The organism is Mesobacillus sp. S13 (assembly GCF_020422885.1).
In the GTDB taxonomy this organism is placed as follows: domain Bacteria; phylum Bacillota; class Bacilli; order Bacillales; family Cytobacillaceae; genus Mesobacillus; species Mesobacillus selenatarsenatis_A.
In genome coordinates this window covers 4,448,986-4,463,580 of sequence record NZ_CP084622.1, presented here as the reverse complement: position 1 = coordinate 4,463,580, position 14,595 = coordinate 4,448,986, and the positions used below count along the sequence as shown (strand labels likewise).

18 protein-coding genes are annotated in these 14,595 nt (G+C 45.6%); all 18 read left to right on the top strand.

Annotated elements, in window-relative coordinates:
• The first annotated feature begins 9 nt into the window (after nt 1-9).
• Entirely contained in the window at nt 10-1,560 is a 1,551-nt protein-coding gene (locus LGO15_RS22565; RefSeq protein ID WP_226086112.1) for an aldehyde dehydrogenase family protein, read from the top strand.
• Nucleotides 1,561-1,570: 10 nt separating this feature from the next.
• Nucleotides 1,571-1,894, top strand: coding sequence for a BMC domain-containing protein (locus LGO15_RS22560; RefSeq protein ID WP_226086111.1), 324 nt, complete (start codon nt 1,571-1,573; stop codon nt 1,892-1,894).
• A gap of 22 nt (nt 1,895-1,916) precedes the next feature.
• Nucleotides 1,917-2,204, top strand: a complete 288-nt coding sequence (locus LGO15_RS22555; RefSeq protein ID WP_167831225.1) for a BMC domain-containing protein — start codon at nt 1,917-1,919, stop codon at nt 2,202-2,204.
• Nucleotides 2,201-2,659: a BMC domain-containing protein gene (locus tag LGO15_RS22550; protein ID WP_167831226.1), complete on the top strand. Its 459-nt coding sequence runs from the start codon at nt 2,201-2,203 to the stop codon at nt 2,657-2,659. The genes LGO15_RS22555 and LGO15_RS22550 overlap by 4 nt, the downstream gene beginning before the upstream one ends.
• Nucleotides 2,659-2,931, top strand: coding sequence for a BMC domain-containing protein (locus LGO15_RS22545; protein ID WP_280846811.1), 273 nt, complete (start codon nt 2,659-2,661; stop codon nt 2,929-2,931). Before LGO15_RS22550 ends, LGO15_RS22545 begins: the two co-directional genes overlap by 1 nt.
• Nucleotides 2,932-3,076: 145 nt before the next feature.
• Nucleotides 3,077-3,352 carry a BMC domain-containing protein gene (locus LGO15_RS22540; RefSeq protein WP_167831228.1) on the top strand — a complete coding sequence of 92 codons (276 nt, stop codon included), beginning with the start codon at nt 3,077-3,079 and terminating at the stop codon, nt 3,350-3,352.
• Complete coding sequence (locus LGO15_RS22535; RefSeq protein WP_226086110.1) at nt 3,352-4,017, top strand: phosphate propanoyltransferase; 666 nt, start codon at nt 3,352-3,354, stop codon at nt 4,015-4,017. Before LGO15_RS22540 ends, LGO15_RS22535 begins: the two co-directional genes overlap by 1 nt.
• A 15-nt stretch (nt 4,018-4,032) precedes the next feature.
• On the top strand, nt 4,033-4,293 hold the full coding sequence (locus tag LGO15_RS22530; protein WP_226086109.1) for a EutN/CcmL family microcompartment protein: 261 nt from the start codon (nt 4,033-4,035) through the stop codon (nt 4,291-4,293).
• A gap of 23 nt (nt 4,294-4,316) precedes the next feature.
• Entirely contained in the window at nt 4,317-5,477 is a 1,161-nt protein-coding gene (locus LGO15_RS22525; protein WP_226086108.1) for an ABC transporter substrate-binding protein, read from the top strand.
• Nucleotides 5,474-6,808 carry a CoA-disulfide reductase gene (locus tag LGO15_RS22520; RefSeq protein WP_226086107.1) on the top strand — a complete coding sequence of 445 codons (1,335 nt, stop codon included), beginning with the start codon at nt 5,474-5,476 and terminating at the stop codon, nt 6,806-6,808. The genes LGO15_RS22525 and LGO15_RS22520 overlap by 4 nt, the downstream gene beginning before the upstream one ends.
• A gap of 15 nt (nt 6,809-6,823) precedes the next feature.
• Nucleotides 6,824-7,657: a CoA transferase subunit A gene (locus LGO15_RS22515; protein ID WP_226086106.1), complete on the top strand. Its 834-nt coding sequence runs from the start codon at nt 6,824-6,826 to the stop codon at nt 7,655-7,657.
• Nucleotides 7,654-8,376: a CoA-transferase subunit beta gene (locus tag LGO15_RS22510; RefSeq protein ID WP_226086105.1), complete on the top strand. Its 723-nt coding sequence runs from the start codon at nt 7,654-7,656 to the stop codon at nt 8,374-8,376. Before LGO15_RS22515 ends, LGO15_RS22510 begins: the two co-directional genes overlap by 4 nt.
• Before the next feature lie 443 nt (nt 8,377-8,819).
• Nucleotides 8,820-10,568: a GAF domain-containing protein gene (locus tag LGO15_RS22505; protein WP_226086104.1), complete on the top strand. Its 1,749-nt coding sequence runs from the start codon at nt 8,820-8,822 to the stop codon at nt 10,566-10,568.
• Between the two features lie 94 nt (nt 10,569-10,662).
• Nucleotides 10,663-10,809, top strand: a complete 147-nt coding sequence (locus LGO15_RS22500; protein ID WP_167831234.1) for a hypothetical protein — start codon at nt 10,663-10,665, stop codon at nt 10,807-10,809.
• On the top strand, nt 10,790-12,220 hold the full coding sequence (locus tag LGO15_RS22495) for a sodium:solute symporter family transporter (RefSeq protein WP_226086103.1): 1,431 nt from the start codon (nt 10,790-10,792) through the stop codon (nt 12,218-12,220). Before LGO15_RS22500 ends, LGO15_RS22495 begins: the two co-directional genes overlap by 20 nt.
• Nucleotides 12,217-12,339: a hypothetical protein gene (locus LGO15_RS24270; protein WP_264163815.1), complete on the top strand. Its 123-nt coding sequence runs from the start codon at nt 12,217-12,219 to the stop codon at nt 12,337-12,339. The genes LGO15_RS22495 and LGO15_RS24270 overlap by 4 nt, the downstream gene beginning before the upstream one ends.
• Nucleotides 12,340-12,367: 28 nt before the next feature.
• Nucleotides 12,368-13,672 (top strand): Zn-dependent hydrolase, encoded by a 1,305-nt coding sequence (locus LGO15_RS22490; protein ID WP_226086102.1) that lies wholly within the window; start codon nt 12,368-12,370, stop codon nt 13,670-13,672.
• Between the two features lie 40 nt (nt 13,673-13,712).
• A complete protein-coding gene (locus tag LGO15_RS22485) occupies nt 13,713-14,417 on the top strand; it encodes a DUF1028 domain-containing protein (protein WP_226086101.1) in 705 nt (234 codons plus the stop codon).
• Nucleotides 14,418-14,595: the final 178 nt, after the last annotated feature.

Genomic DNA, 14,595 nt, shown 5'->3' with positions numbered 1-14,595 from the left:
GGAAGCAATTTGAGCACCCAGATTTCTGAACAGGATATCCAAAAAATCGTTCAATCTGTCCTGCAAAATGTTGAAGCTGTGATGAAAGAGATGCCGCAGTCTGCTAATACTCCTATAAAAATGAAGCAGGCTGTCCATCCTGAGCAGCAAATAGCAACATCAGCCAAGCCGCAGATATCTACGATACAGCCGCAAGGGGACCATGGAGTGTTCGCTTCGATGGGGGACGCAGTCGAGGCAGGCCACAAGGCACAGCTTGAATTTATGAGGAATTTCCAGCTGAAGGACCGGGAAAGAATTCTCTCTGCCATGCGGCAGGCAGTTTTAGCGGAAAAAGAAAACCTCGCCAATATGGTCCATGAGGAAACAAAGCTTGGCAATGTCGCCGATAAAGTTGCCAAGCATGAATTGACAGCTTTACATACACCGGGAACTGAAATCCTGAAAACAGAGGCATTTTCAGGTGATGATGGTTTGACCATCGTTGAGGAAGCACCATTCGGCTTGATTGGGGCAGTGACGCCTGTGACAAATCCGACTGAAACCATCCTCAATAACTCAATTGGAATGCTAGCTGCGGGCAATGCAGTGGTGTTCAATGTCCATCCTTCTTCTAAAAACTCCTGTGCCTATATGGTCCGGTTGTTAAATAAGGCGATCAAGGCTGCGGGTGGACCTGAAAATCTAATCACAATGGTTGGCAATCCTACCCTGGATACGATGCAGGTCTTAATTGATAGTCCGAAGATTCGTATGTTAGTAGGAACGGGTGGTCCCGGCCTCGTGAAAACACTCCTTAAGTCTGGTAAAAAGGCGGTTGGAGCCGGAGCAGGCAATCCACCTGTAGTCGTGGATAATACAGCTGATTTGGAACATGCTGCAAAATCGATCATCGATGGAGCATCTTTTGATAACAACATCCTGTGCATCGCTGAAAAAGAAGTATTTGTCCTCGACTCAGCTGCTGATGATCTGGTTTTTCATATGCTGAACAACGGAGCGTATATGCTTGATCAGTATCAGCTAGAGAAAGTAATGAGCTTTGCTCTAGAAGAAAATGAAAAGCAACTGGCGCAGGGATGTTCGCTTGATTCAAAACGCGAGTACCATGTGGCGAAAAAATGGGTAGGCCAGCCGGCGTCGGCTTTTCTAAAAGAAATAGGAGTCGTAACGAATGGTGAGGTCAGGCTGCTTATATGTGATGTCGATTTTGACCATCCATTTGTCCAGCTGGAGCAAATGATGCCAGTCCTTCCGATCGTGCGGACTAAGTCGCTGGATGAAGCAATTGATTTTGCAGTGAAGGCGGAGCATGGAAACCGCCATACGGCAATCATGCACTCCAAGAATGTTGATCATCTAACTCGATTTGCTAGAGCAGTCGAGACGACCATTTTTGTAAAAAATGCTTCATCTCTAGCTGGAGTCGGGTTTGGTGGCGAAGGCTTTACAACGATGACAATCGCCGGGCCTACGGGTGAAGGAATCACTTCGGCGAAAACTTTTACAAGACAAAGGCGCTGTGTGTTAGCTGAAGGTGGATTTCGAATCATAGGGTAGGTGATGGAAGATGGGGAATGCAATTGGGTTATTGGAAGTGCAAGGGTACAGTGTCACACTGGCTGCCATGAATCAGGCTTGTAAGGCAGCAAACATAAAAATCGAAGGAATGGACTGCAATAATCCTTCTGCCGGCGATCATGCACCAATACCGGTGGTAATCCAGGTGAAATTCACCGGATCGGTATCAGATGTTAAAGTCGCGCTGGAAGCTGCAGAACATGAAGCCGCAAAGTATATAGATGTAGCGGATATTTCTGCTCATATGATCTCTTCTGCATCGAAAGGAATCGAGAAACTTCTTCCGGTGGGAAAGGTCAAGATTAAGTCTTAAGTCATGGCAAGAGGTGAGACAGGTGAAGCATTCACTGGGAATCATTGAAGTCGTCGGAAATGTAAACGCTTTAACCTGCGCTGACAGAATGATCAAATCCGCATACATCGAGATTGCTAGCATTAAAAGGATTGGAACTGGGATGGTGTCCATCATCGTCCGCGGGGATTTGGCGTCTGTCCAGCATGCAATCGAAGTGGGCCAGGAGACTGCGGCCGAGTATGGGGAACTGATAGCGGCCAGGGTAATCCCAAGGCCATATGAAGGTTTGGAAAAGCTGACGGATTCAGCAGAAGGCGGTGAACAATGAACCGATACGAAGCAATAGGTGTCATAGAAACACAATATTTTACCATCGCATCAGAAATATTGGATGCTGTCTGCAAAGGGGCAAACGTTGAATTTCTGACCTCAGAGAATTACCTGGGCGGCAGACTGGTCAGTTTGATCATCGGAGGCAGTGTATCAGACATTAAAGCTGCAATCGAAATCGCAAGACAGGTCTGTGAAGGAAAGCCGGGCAATCCGCTAAAAATGGCCCTTGCCATCATGAATCCGCATGAAGAAATCATGAAATTCATTGTTCCAGCCCAATTGGCTGCAGATGCGGAGGAGACGGAGACTGACGTGGAAAAAAGCAAGGATATGCTTGGTGAGGTTTATGAAGCAATGAAAGATGCAGATATGGATGACATTGACGTTGAGGAAATCATTGATGAAGTAGAAAGTCGAAAAGAATTTAATGAATCTGAGGAGGAAAAATGATGAATGAATCTATCGGTTTAATCGAAACAAGAGGTCTTACTGCAGCAATTGAAGCAGCAGATGCAATGTTGAAAGCAGCCAACGTTGAAATTGTAGGCAGCGAAAAAATTGGATCAGGATTAGTGTCCGTTATCGTCAAGGGCGATGTAGGAGCAGTCAAGGCAGCAACAGAAGTCGGAGCAGAAGCAGCACAGCGCGTCGGAGAACTAGTTGCAGTCCACGTCATCCCAAGACCGCACGGTGATATCACGAAGCTACTGCCAAGCATGTAATCTAGTTACTTTTGTAAGTCAGATTGTTAGGGTCGAGAAGCCATTCGGGCAGTAGAATGGAGAAAGTTTTACAAAAAGATAGATATCTAACGAGCTTTCTCCCTCTTATTAAAACCAAATAACCATAATTCAGGAGGAACTTTAAATGAATGGATCATTAGGGATTATTGAAACAAGAGGTCTTACAGCGGCAATTGAAGCAGCGGATGCAATGCTGAAAGCAGCAAATGTTGAAATCGTGGGCAGTGAAAAAATCGGCTCTGGACTTGTATCTGTTATCGTGACTGGTGAAGTAGGAGCAGTAAAGGCGGCGACTGAAGTCGGTGCGGAAGCGGCTCAAAGAGTTGGAGAGCTAGTTGCAGTTCATGTCATTCCAAGACCTCATGGAGATGTAGCAAAATTATTGACTGGAATTAAATAATGATGAACATCAATCATCATGAATTATTATCTGAGATTACGAGATCCGTAGTTGAGGAACTAAAGAAGCACAATCTTTTGGATCAACCAACTCCAAAAGAATATGTCCCTGTAAGCGTATCGGCCAGGCACGTCCACCTTCAGCAAGAACATGTCAACCAGCTGTTTGGCGAAGGTTACACCTTGACGAAGCTGAAAGAAATCTCCCAGCCGGGGCAATTCGCCTGCAATGAGCAAGTGACAATCGAAGGTCCGAAAGGCAAAATCGAGAAGGTGCGGATTCTTGGACCGCTAAGGAGTCAAACACAGGTGGAAATCGCGAGGACCGATGCCCGGAAGCTCGGCCTCAACCCTCCTGTACGCAACTCTGGCAATCTAGCAGGCTCTTCACCGATCTCGATTATCGGTCCTAAGGGGAAAGTGGTTTTACAGGAGGGCTGTATCATTGCCGATCGTCACATCCATATGACTCCGAAAGACGCTGCACAGTTCGGCGTCCGCGACAAACAAAAGGTGTCTGTTTTGGTAGACGGAGAGAAGGCGGGCATCATGGGTCAAGTGACAATCAGGATCAGAGAGAACTACGCATTGGATATGCATATCGATACAGATGATGCGAATGCATTTGGACTGGCAGGGAACGAGCTGCTAAAAATTATTCCCTAAAAGGGGGCGTGAAACATGATCATGGGCCGGGTAATCAGCAATGTCGTATCAACGAGAAAATATAATGAATTGCAAGGGTTCAAGCTCCTTGTCATCCAGCCTTATTTCGGGGGTGTCGAGGATAGCTTCGTGGCGGCGGATGAGATTGGCGCTGGTATTGGCGAGCTAGTCCTCGTTTCCCGGGGCAGTGTGGTGGAAAACGGCCTGAGCAGGAAGGCACCGATCGATGCTGCTGTGGTAGGCATCATCGATCATGAACCATTAAAAAAAGAGTAAGATGACAGGTGGTGGAAACTCAAATGTTTTCAATCTTAAAAGTTCTAGCAGTCGGCGATCCTGCAGTCTATGCGTATACAGATCCTCGTTATTCCATCATTGACACCTATAATAGAGCGAAGGAGATGCATGTCCATTTCAAGATTGTTCCCTGGGTGGACTATTATGCCATGATGATGGAAGCACTTGAAGGAAAGAGTGACTTTGATATTGTGATGGTGGCCGGCCATCTGTGGCTGAAGGATTTTATAAAAAAGGGCTATATCGCTGAAGTAAACGATCCAAAACACCAATCCTACAATGAAGTGGACATAATGGAAGAAATCCGTAACGAAGTAACATTTGAAGGGAAACCATACCTGTACCCATCTTTTTGCGATGGGCATATTCTTTTATATCGCAAATCCCTGGCTGAACAAGCCTTTGGCGGCAAGCTTCCAGATGTGATAGATACAGATACAATCATTTCACTGGCGGAAAAACTGCACGGCCAGGATGGAATGTCTGGGATCAGCCTGAAGGCGCACGAAAGTGAAATCTTCCTTGATTTCCTTCCTTTTTTACGGAATGAAGGGATTGATGCATTCGACGGTAAATCGGTCCGCCCTTCTTTTAATCAAGAAAAAGGAGTGCAGGCACTCAATAAGTATCTTTCCCTCAGAAAATTCGCTCCTGAAGATTCACATACATATGGCAATGACGAAGTGAGGAAAGCATTCCAGGAAAAGCGTTCAGCACTTGCGATTACTTGGGGCGGGCAGCTTGGATTTGTCATGGATGACCGCTGCCTCGAGAAAGAGGATGTTGGTTTTGCGATCATTCCTACGGCGTGGAATGTAACCTGGGGATTCGCCGTCAATAAGAATTCGGCCAATAAAGAGCTTGCGAATGAATTCCTTCGTTACTTAACTGCTCCCCCCATTGACCGGGTGGTCGGAAGCTACTCGGGCGCTCCTGTAAGGAAATCCTCCTATGAGACAGGGCATCATGAGTGGTATCCCATTTTACAGGAATCCATTAACCGTTATGCAAAGCCCTTGCCGAAGATGGATGATGCTGGGGACAGGATGGCACCTTTATATAATCACATCCATCAAGCTTTTATTGGAAAAGAAAGTCCTGCCGAAGCTCTACAGGCAGCGGAGGATGAAATTTTAAAAATAATGTCCGGGAGAAATATATGATGAAGCTAATCGTAATTGGCGGAGTTGCAGCAGGGATGTCTGCAGCTTCCAAACTAAGCAGAATGGATAAGGATGCCCAGATCACTGTTTATGAACGCGGCAGCTTTCTGTCGTATGGTGCTTGCGGACTTCCGTACTATGTTTCTGGAGAAAATGACGATTATACAAAAATGATCGCCCGGACAAAAGAACAATTTGAATCAATGGGTATGGAAATCCAATTAAGGCACGAGGTCGTCAAGGTCGTTCCGGAAAAAAAACAGGTCATGATCCGCGATTTAGAGAGTAAGCGAATGTTCCTCGACAGCTATGATAAGTTGATGATTGCCACGGGCACGCATCCAATCGTCCCCCCTTTCAGCGGCAGGGAATTGGAGAATATCCATGTTCTTAAGACTTTGGAGGATGGGATCCGGCTGCAGGAGATTGCCAGCAACCCAGAGGTGAGGAATGTGGTCATTGTCGGCGGGGGCTATATCGGTATCGAGGTGGCGGAAGCGATGGGCCATCTCGGCAAGAATATCCGAGTCATTGAACTGTCAGACAGGATCATGCGGACCTTCGATCAAGAAATAACCGACATGGCCGAAGATGAGCTTCGCAAGCAGGGAGTCCAGCTGAACCTGAATGAAAAGGTACTAGGCTTCACTGGCGAAGGAAAGGTTGCGAAGGTTCAAACAGACCGTGGTGAATATGAAGCAGACCTGGTCCTTCTGTCCCTTGGTGTGAAGCCAGCAACTGGTTTCCTTGATGGCTCCGGAATTGCCCTTGCTGAGAATGGGGCGGTTGTGATTGACAGGGAAATGCGCACGAACATCAAGGATATTTATTCAGCCGGGGATTGCGCCCTTGTCTACAACAAAGTCATGGAAGAAAACAGCTATATCCCGCTTGGGACAAATGCCAATAAATGCGGCAGGCTGGCTGGTGCGAATATTGCTGGTGATCACCAGAAGTACGTCGGTACACTCGGCAGCGCGGCCATCAAGGTATTTGACCTCGAGATGGCAAGGACGGGAATGTCAGAAGATGACGCGAAGAAATTGAACATTGATTATACAACTGTATTTGTAAAAAGTGCGGACCATCCAGGTTACTACCCGAATCAAACCCCGATTTGGATTAAGCTGATCTGCGAAAAAAGGACACGGAGAATTATTGGTGCACAAGCAATCGGCAACAAAGGCGTTGTATTGAGGATCGATATTTTTGCAGTCGCGATCCACGCGAATATGACAGCTGACGACCTGGGAATGGCAGACCTGTGTTATGCTCCGCCCTTTGCAGGAGTTTGGGATGCAGTGCATATCGCCTGCAATGCAGTAAAGTGATGGTGGTGAATTTTTGTGAAAAAAGTAATGAGTTTAGCAGAAGCAGCAGCTTATGTGAATAATGGGGATACGGTAGCGTTTGGGGGGAATGTCCTCCACCGCGCCCCAATGGCATTTGTCCGTGAAATCGCCAGACAGGGAAAAAAGGAGCTCAAAATTGTTAAGACAGCAGGAGCCCATGATATTGACCTTTTATGTGCGATGGGCAGTGTGGCGACAGTGGATGCTGGTTTTGTCAGTTATGAGACCAAGTTCGGTCTTGCATCACATTACCGGAAGGCGGTTCAGGAAGGCATCGTTAAAGGCAATGAGCATGCGTGTTATACGGTCATCTGTGCCCTCCGCGGAGCCCAGATGAATGTACCTTTCATGCCGGTAAAAGGACTGGTTGCTGGTGAACTTTTGGAGAAAAATGATTATTTCATGGTCGTGGAGGATCCGTTCAGCGGAAATCCCGTCACGCTCGTGAAAACAATCGTTCCTGACGTTGCTGTCATCCATGTCCAGGAATGCGATGCGCATGGGAATGCACGCATTTATGGTCCAAAGTTCGAAGATGTGCTGATCAGCAGGGCAGCCAAGAAAGTCGTTATCACCACTGAACAAATTGTGCCTGACAGTAAAATGAAGCTCAATGCAGAGTACGTCGATATACCTTCATTCTTGGTCAGCTCCGTCGTCCATGCGCCAAAAGGTGCGAGTCCGACTTCTTGTTATAAAAAGTATGACATTGATGAGAAATCACTGGTTTCTTTTATTGGCATGAAGACAAAAGAGGAAATCCATGATTATCTATCTAGTTATCTAGCAAAAGATCATCAAGGGGAAAGGATGGCGAACAGACTATGACACAAACTCATCGGCCGGTTGATATCATGACATGTGCCATCTCCAATATGCTGAAGGACGGGGAAACGGTGTTCCATGGTGTCTCATCGCACCTGCCAATGGTCGCAATGAGCCTTGCTAAGCAAATGCATGCTCCAGACTTGGTTCACCTGAACATCCCGGGCGGGGTCAATCCCGGCTCTATCCGACATGCATCTTACTCTTCTGCTGGTGCTGATTTGCTTGATAGCGGAGAAGCCTATTTCCCGCTTGAAGAAGTGTTTGACCTGTCCATGAGGGGGAGGCTGGATGTCGCATTCCTTGGAGGAATCCAGTTTGACATCAATGGAAATGTAAATGCATCGGTAATTGGTGACTACCATCGTCCGAAGCTTCGCCTGCCTGGTGGAGCAGGAAGTGCCGTGTTAATACCTACAGCGAAGAAAGCGATCATTTGGCGGACGAAGCACGACGTCCGGACCTTCGTCGAACAAGTGGACTTCGTTACTACAAGGGGAAACCTATGGAAAATCGTCACCCCGCTCTGCGTATTCGAATTCAAGAACGGCAAGCTCCACCTTGACACCATCCACCCAACCGCTTCACTTCAAGAGGTAAAAGACAACACCGGATTTGAACTGCTTTATGACGAAATCAAGTACACGGCAGACCCTACGAAAGAAGAATTAACGATGCTTAAAAAAATTGATCCGCATGATTATCGGGCGATAGAGTTTTAAGTGGGACGTAGGGACGGTTCTCGCGCCCCATTCGTAATTCTAAATAAATGAAGAGGACGGACATGGGGACGGTTCTCATGTCCCTTCATTCATTTTTAGGTACATCAATCAAATTTAAGTGAAGCTAAAGGTCGCTTTTTTCCTTTTCCTAGTATAAATCCTAAATATTCATGTAATCATGAGGACATTGCTTTCCACTGATTAAGTTCAATCAATTTATTCGATTCGAGATATGGGCACGCTTCTCTTGTCCCACTCGAAAGTCGAATGATGGGTGTGAGGCTGAAGAGGTACAAATTTTAATATGAAGGTCTTACCTCAAGCGTTTTAAAGTAGGGATTTTAAGAACCCAAAAGAACAAGGATTTGTATGACACAGATGACGTGAGGTTGATTTCCTTATATGATGGTTTTAGATACCATCGAAAAGGGGCGGGGAACCAAATGAATACTGAGAAGCAGCTTATGAGTTTGATAAATGCTACTAAGGCTTTGACTTCTACTCGGGACCTTGATGAGGTTCTCCAATTGATTATAGAAGAGGTACTGAGTGTCTTCGATTGGGCAGACGCGAGTGTTCTGTTCCTTTTGGATTCTCAAAAAGAATACCTGAAGGCTAAGTCTGCTGTCGGTTTTAATATGGAATATATGGGGAAAGTGGCGCTTCAGCCTAATGAAGGAATGAGTGGCAAGACGCTTGTATTGAAGGAGCCGTTGTTGTTCACTTCTGGCACTGATACATATAAGGGGATGTCCGATCTCTCACCTACGAATATGGATTTCTACCAAAAATCGCTCGGGAAAGACCACCAGATACCGACAAGCACAATCTGTGCCCCGTTGATTACGGAAGGAAAGTGCATCGGCGTGCTGACGATTGATAGCTTTTCAGAAAACGTCCAGTTTAATCAGGAAAACCTTATGCTTCTTCAGACCTTCGCTGCCCAGGCCGTGATTGCTATTGAAAATGCGACGCTGATTTCCAGGAATGAGCGTTCGAACCGTATTCACCGGGAATTAACAAAAGTATATATGTCAAATCAGGATTTAGCTGTAATTACGAAGACACTTTCGGAATTAATCAACAAAACGGTAGGCGTGTTTAATGAATTTTTCGATTTGCTAGCAAATACAGATAAGAAAATTGAGAAAATCAATGATTTTATTAAAGAGGAAGGCTCATGGAATGGTGAGCTGCCGCTTAATATGAAGGTCTACATTGATGGTGAAGAGTATCAGGTTTACTTCTTTTCGATCATGATTGATAAAGAACTGGCAGGAGTGCTGATTGTAGCTGCTGAAGAGCATGAAGTGCTTGATTCCCTTGATATCTTTGCAATTGAGCAGGCAACGACTGTTTTTGCACTCGAAATTCAGTCGTTGAATCAGAATATTTCTAATCAGTTCAGTTATCAGCGTTCAATAATGAATGACATTTTAAAAAATCCCGATAAAGGCATGGCTATCCTTAAAAAAACTGGCTTATATCGAAAGAATGATGTTTATGCTTTTTTGACAGTGGAACTAGCTGATAGTTACGACCATAATGGCGGGATTGGGTTAAAACAAAGCTTTTCCCGGCAACTTCACAGGAATCTGACCCTTGTTCCGGAGGTAACCCTGGTTTATGAAGACGGCTTTCGCTTTTCTATTTTATTTTCCCTAAGGGAGACGGTAGTTGAGGCTGACTTTCATAAAAAGATTCGTGATTTCGTGTCCAGCCTGGCAGAACGATTCCCGCTACACGCTGGTGTGGGCAGGATTTTTAGTACTTTTTCCGACATCCATTATTCCTTACAGGACTCTTTGGTGTGTGTTGATTACATGAAGCAGACAGATCATTCCAGCGCATTTATTTTGACATATAAGGAGCTTGGGATGTACCGGCTATTTCTAGGAATGGATCAAAAAGAACTTGAAGGCTTCTTGAGAATGGACCTCTATAAAATACTTGAATATGATTACCAGCATAACACTGAACTTGCAGCAACATTGGAATGCTATCTTGCCAATAGCCAGAGTACCAAGAAAACGGCCGAAATGATGTTTCTTCATGAAAATACAGTGAAGTACCGGATCAATAGAATCAAAAAAATTCTCGAAATTTACGATTTGACTGGAGAATTAGGACTGGAACTTTATCTGGCGTTAAAAATTAATAAATACCTTAATAAGCCGACTTTGTCTGTATGAGACAAAGTCGGCTTATTTACTTTGTCTGAATCAGACATATAATAAAATTTCAGAATTTTATATAATTATCAGTAAATTACGGAAAGGGGACATAATGATGGCATTCTGGATTACAGCAAGCATTTTGTTGTTTTTAATTGTAATCGTTTCCACTTTTGGACCAATGGTTGGTCTTTATGGGGAAATGGAATACACGAGTAAAAAGGAGGAGGTAGGACAGGATGAGCGCTCTTTGGGTTAATATACTTGTTATTCTAGCACTTGGGGCAGCCTTCATCGTAACTAGCTGGTACATTTCAAGGAAGGTCTCCACCGCTGATGATTATATTTCAGGGAATGGGAAGCTCGGTGTCGCATTTGGAACTACTTCTCTCCTTGCCTTCTGGGTAACAGGCAACACCATCATGGCAGCTCCTGAAGCAGCATATGGCATGGGGGCTATCGGAGCAATTGCTTATTCCTTTTTGGGCGGTGTGGCTGTAGTCGCATTCTCACCACTGGGCAAAAGGATTCACGCTATCATTCCAAATGGAAAGACAATCGGCGACTTTTACAAGAACCGGTTTGATAAAAAGAACTATTATTTCTTTTTACTAATGGTATTCATCTATATTTTCGGATTGCTGATGACCCAGGGAATTGGGGGCGGCCTCCTGCTCGAGCAGACTTTCCATATTCCTTATGAGCTTGCTGTAGTGCTGACTTTCCTAATCGTCATTATCTATGCTTCGATGGGCGGCTTCTCGTCTGTCACAGGAATTGCTTTCTTCCAGGTTATGCTCATATTCGTTGTAGTTATTGTCGTTCCGCCGATTGTGTACTTTACAACTGGTGTAGCGCCTGTGTATGAAGGAATACAAAAGTTGGCACCGGAAAAACTTGATTTGCTGCTGCCGTCTGGAATCCTATTCATGTTTGCCGGAGCGATGATGGGCATTGGCGAGGTTTTCATGGATAACACATTCTGGCAAAGGGCATATGCGGTCCGGAAAGAAAAATTGATGAGCATCTTCTCACTTGCCGGGATTGGCTGGTTCTTCGTTCCGCTTGCCACAGCTACCCTTGCTTTCGTAGCAATCGGTACCGGTCAGGCGCCAGAACAGGTAAACCAGGTAGCACCATATATTGCCGAGATTTATGGCGGCGAATTTGTTAGCTGGGTCTTCCTTGTCGGAGTATGGTCTGCCCTTGCTTCTACTATCGCGGCGATTCTTAACTCATTGGTTTCGCTGATTTTAAATGATGTGTATAAATCAATCAATCCAAATGCGGATAATAACAAACTGCTTAAAATGGCAAAGGGCCTGACGGTGGTCATTGGAATTCTGGCACTTCTCATCAGCTTGCCGAAATTCCTGACTATGCTGCAGATGCTCATTTTCCTTGGTGTTATCAACGCGGCATTTGTCTTCCCAATCATTTATGGCCTGTTCTGGAAAAAGCTGAATGCCGATGTTAGTTTCTGGGCAGCTATCCTTGCCGTCATTGGTGGATATATTGCTTACTATACAATCGGTTCGCTACAGGGTGTAGTTGTAAGCGGATGGATTTCCTTCCTCGTCTGCTGGGTTGGCAGCATGGTGAAACCTGCAAATTATGATTGGGAACAACTATATCGGGTCGGAACCATACCGGAGGTGACACGCAAATGATCATTTCACCAGAAGCATTCAATATACTGATTTGGGTAAGTATTGTCGGATCAGGCGGACTGATGTTTTATATCTTTGGTTATTTCCTTTATGAACTGAAGAGGAAGAAAATTTGGTGAGAATTTTTAAATGCAACGGGGTGAAAGCATGCAGGAGACAACAGCAATAGAAACTTTTTATGGAAGACTGATGGATGGTTATAATCAGGAGCTAAGCCACTCGGGCGTAAGTGGGGATCGGATTGCGAGCAGGCTTAGTGAACTTTCAAGAATTGGTTTGCAGGAAAGCGGCGGGGTGACCCGCCCAGGTTATTCTTTATTTGAAAAACAGGCGAAGGAATTGGTTATAAAATGGATGGAGGACGCAGGCCTTTCTGTCACGGTTGATGGTGCTGGAAATGTGTTCGGGAAGCTGCCAGGCAAAAGTGGCGGACCTTCCGTTGTTTCCGGATCGCATCTCGACAGCGTGCCGAACGGCGGTCATTTTGACGGCCCGCTTGGTGTTATTTCAGCACTGGAGGTAGTACAGTCTTGGAATAATCAGGGCTATGTACCTGATAAACCGTATGAGGTCGTAATTTTTTCCGATGAGGAAGGATCACGCTTTAAAAGCGGACTGACAGGAAGCCGAGCTTTCATGGGCCAGATTAGCCCGAAGGAATTAAAGGGACTATATGACGAAAACGGAATGACGTTTGATGAAGTAATCACTGAATACGGAAGCAGTTTTGACAAGTATATTGATGCAAGGAACCATGGCAGGGAAATTGAGCTGTTTGTCGAAGTTCATATTGAACAGGGAAAGGTCCTTGAAAGAGAGGATGAACCTGTCGGGGTCGTCAGTGGCATTGCAGGACCCGCCTGGCTGGAAGTCACTTTTACTGGGGAAGCCGGCCACGCGGGAAATACGCCAATGGTTGGACGTAAAGATCCGCTAGTGGCTGCGGGAATGCTCCTTCAGGAAATTGAAGGGCTTCCAGGGAAGGTTTCCGGAACAGCGGTCGCAACTGTGGGAAGAGTCAATGTTTCTCCAAATGGAATTAATGTAATCCCTCAGAAAGTGCAAATGATTGCCGATATCCGTGATATCCATGAAGACACCCGAGACCAGCTGGTGGAGCTGATTAAGGAAAATGCAGAAAGAATAGCAGCTGAGAGGGGCGTCGAGGTCAGGACAAGCTCCAATACAAGAATCAAGCCGATGCCGATTGCCCAACACCTTCAGGACAAGTTGGTTACAGCAGTCGAGAAAAACGGAATAAAGCCTGTTTTTATTCCAAGTGGAGCTGGCCATGACGCGATGATTGTAGGAGAAAAGTATCCAGCGGCGATGTTATTTGTCAGGAGCAAGAACGGCATCAGCCACAATCCGCTTGAATGTACCTCACTGAATGACTGCGTTTATGGGGTACATGCTTTAAAAACGTTTATCGAAGATGTTATGAGTGGTTGAATCAAATTTTAATAGATTTTAGAAAGGGGAGGACTTTAAAATGACTTTTTCAATTACAGCAAGATGTGAGGAAACCGGACAATTTGGTGTTGCTGTGACAACGAGGGTACCGGCTGTCGGGACTCTGTGCCCGTTCGTAGAAGCTGGTGTTGGTGGGATTGCTACCCAATCCTTTGTTAACCCTTATATCGGTATTAACGGGCTGAAATATTTGAAGGAAGGATTATCTGCCGAGGAAGTAAAAGGGAGAATCCTCGAGGAAGATCCTGAACCGGCAATCCGACAATTCGTCATTGTCGACAATACTGGGAAGGCGGTTGCCTTTACTGGTGATAAATGTGATGGTTGGAACGGACAGGTTGTAGGCAAAAACTACGGTGTGGCAGGAAATATGCTTGTCGGGGAAGACACAATTCTCGAAACCGCGAGAGCATTCGAGAACAGCAAGGGGAAGCCGCTTGCAGAAAGGCTGATCATTGCCCTTCAGGCTGGACAGGATGCCGGTGGCGACAAGCGTGGCAGACAATCCGCCGCGGTAAAAGTAGTCAGTACCGAGGAATATCCATTGGTAGACCTGCGCGTCGATGAACATCCCGACCCAGTAAAGGAACTAGGGAGGATCTATGAAGTGGCCAAAAAAGAACTGTTCCCTTTCGTAGAAATGCTCCCAACCAAAGCCAACCCAAAAGGCAATTTTAATTTTGAGTCTTCGAGGGAAATGGGGTTGCTGCAGGATAGTAAATGATGGGAGTGGGGCTGGACGAGGGGATGGTTCTCTTGTCCCATTCGGGAGTTGAAACTATGCGGGAGGCGATAAATACCTCCGTTATGGTTAGTGGATGCCAGAAGTTTACTGGTGTCCACACCCACACTATTATACTAGATCTGATAGAATATCAGATCTCAGACTGTAGACAAACTCG

Coding starts and splice junctions, on each gene's coding strand:
- LGO15_RS22540 (WP_167831228.1), top strand. CDS start 3,077: ATGAATGGATCATTAGGGATTATTGAAACAAGAGGTCTTACAGCGGCA.
- LGO15_RS22530 (WP_226086109.1), top strand. CDS start 4,033: ATGATCATGGGCCGGGTAATCAGCAATGTCGTATCAACGAGAAAATAT.
- LGO15_RS24270 (WP_264163815.1), top strand. CDS start 12,217: ATGATCATTTCACCAGAAGCATTCAATATACTGATTTGGGTAAGTATT.
- LGO15_RS22495 (WP_226086103.1), top strand. CDS start 10,790: ATGAGCGCTCTTTGGGTTAATATACTTGTTATTCTAGCACTTGGGGCA.
- LGO15_RS22520 (WP_226086107.1), top strand. CDS start 5,474: ATGATGAAGCTAATCGTAATTGGCGGAGTTGCAGCAGGGATGTCTGCA.
- LGO15_RS22490 (WP_226086102.1), top strand. CDS start 12,368: ATGCAGGAGACAACAGCAATAGAAACTTTTTATGGAAGACTGATGGAT.
- LGO15_RS22500 (WP_167831234.1), top strand. CDS start 10,663: ATGATGGCATTCTGGATTACAGCAAGCATTTTGTTGTTTTTAATTGTA.
- LGO15_RS22525 (WP_226086108.1), top strand. CDS start 4,317: ATGTTTTCAATCTTAAAAGTTCTAGCAGTCGGCGATCCTGCAGTCTAT.
- LGO15_RS22505 (WP_226086104.1), top strand. CDS start 8,820: ATGAATACTGAGAAGCAGCTTATGAGTTTGATAAATGCTACTAAGGCT.
- LGO15_RS22545 (WP_280846811.1), top strand. CDS start 2,659: ATGAATGAATCTATCGGTTTAATCGAAACAAGAGGTCTTACTGCAGCA.
- LGO15_RS22485 (WP_226086101.1), top strand. CDS start 13,713: ATGACTTTTTCAATTACAGCAAGATGTGAGGAAACCGGACAATTTGGT.
- LGO15_RS22550 (WP_167831226.1), top strand. CDS start 2,201: ATGAACCGATACGAAGCAATAGGTGTCATAGAAACACAATATTTTACC.
- LGO15_RS22560 (WP_226086111.1), top strand. CDS start 1,571: ATGGGGAATGCAATTGGGTTATTGGAAGTGCAAGGGTACAGTGTCACA.
- LGO15_RS22510 (WP_226086105.1), top strand. CDS start 7,654: ATGACACAAACTCATCGGCCGGTTGATATCATGACATGTGCCATCTCC.
- LGO15_RS22535 (WP_226086110.1), top strand. CDS start 3,352: ATGATGAACATCAATCATCATGAATTATTATCTGAGATTACGAGATCC.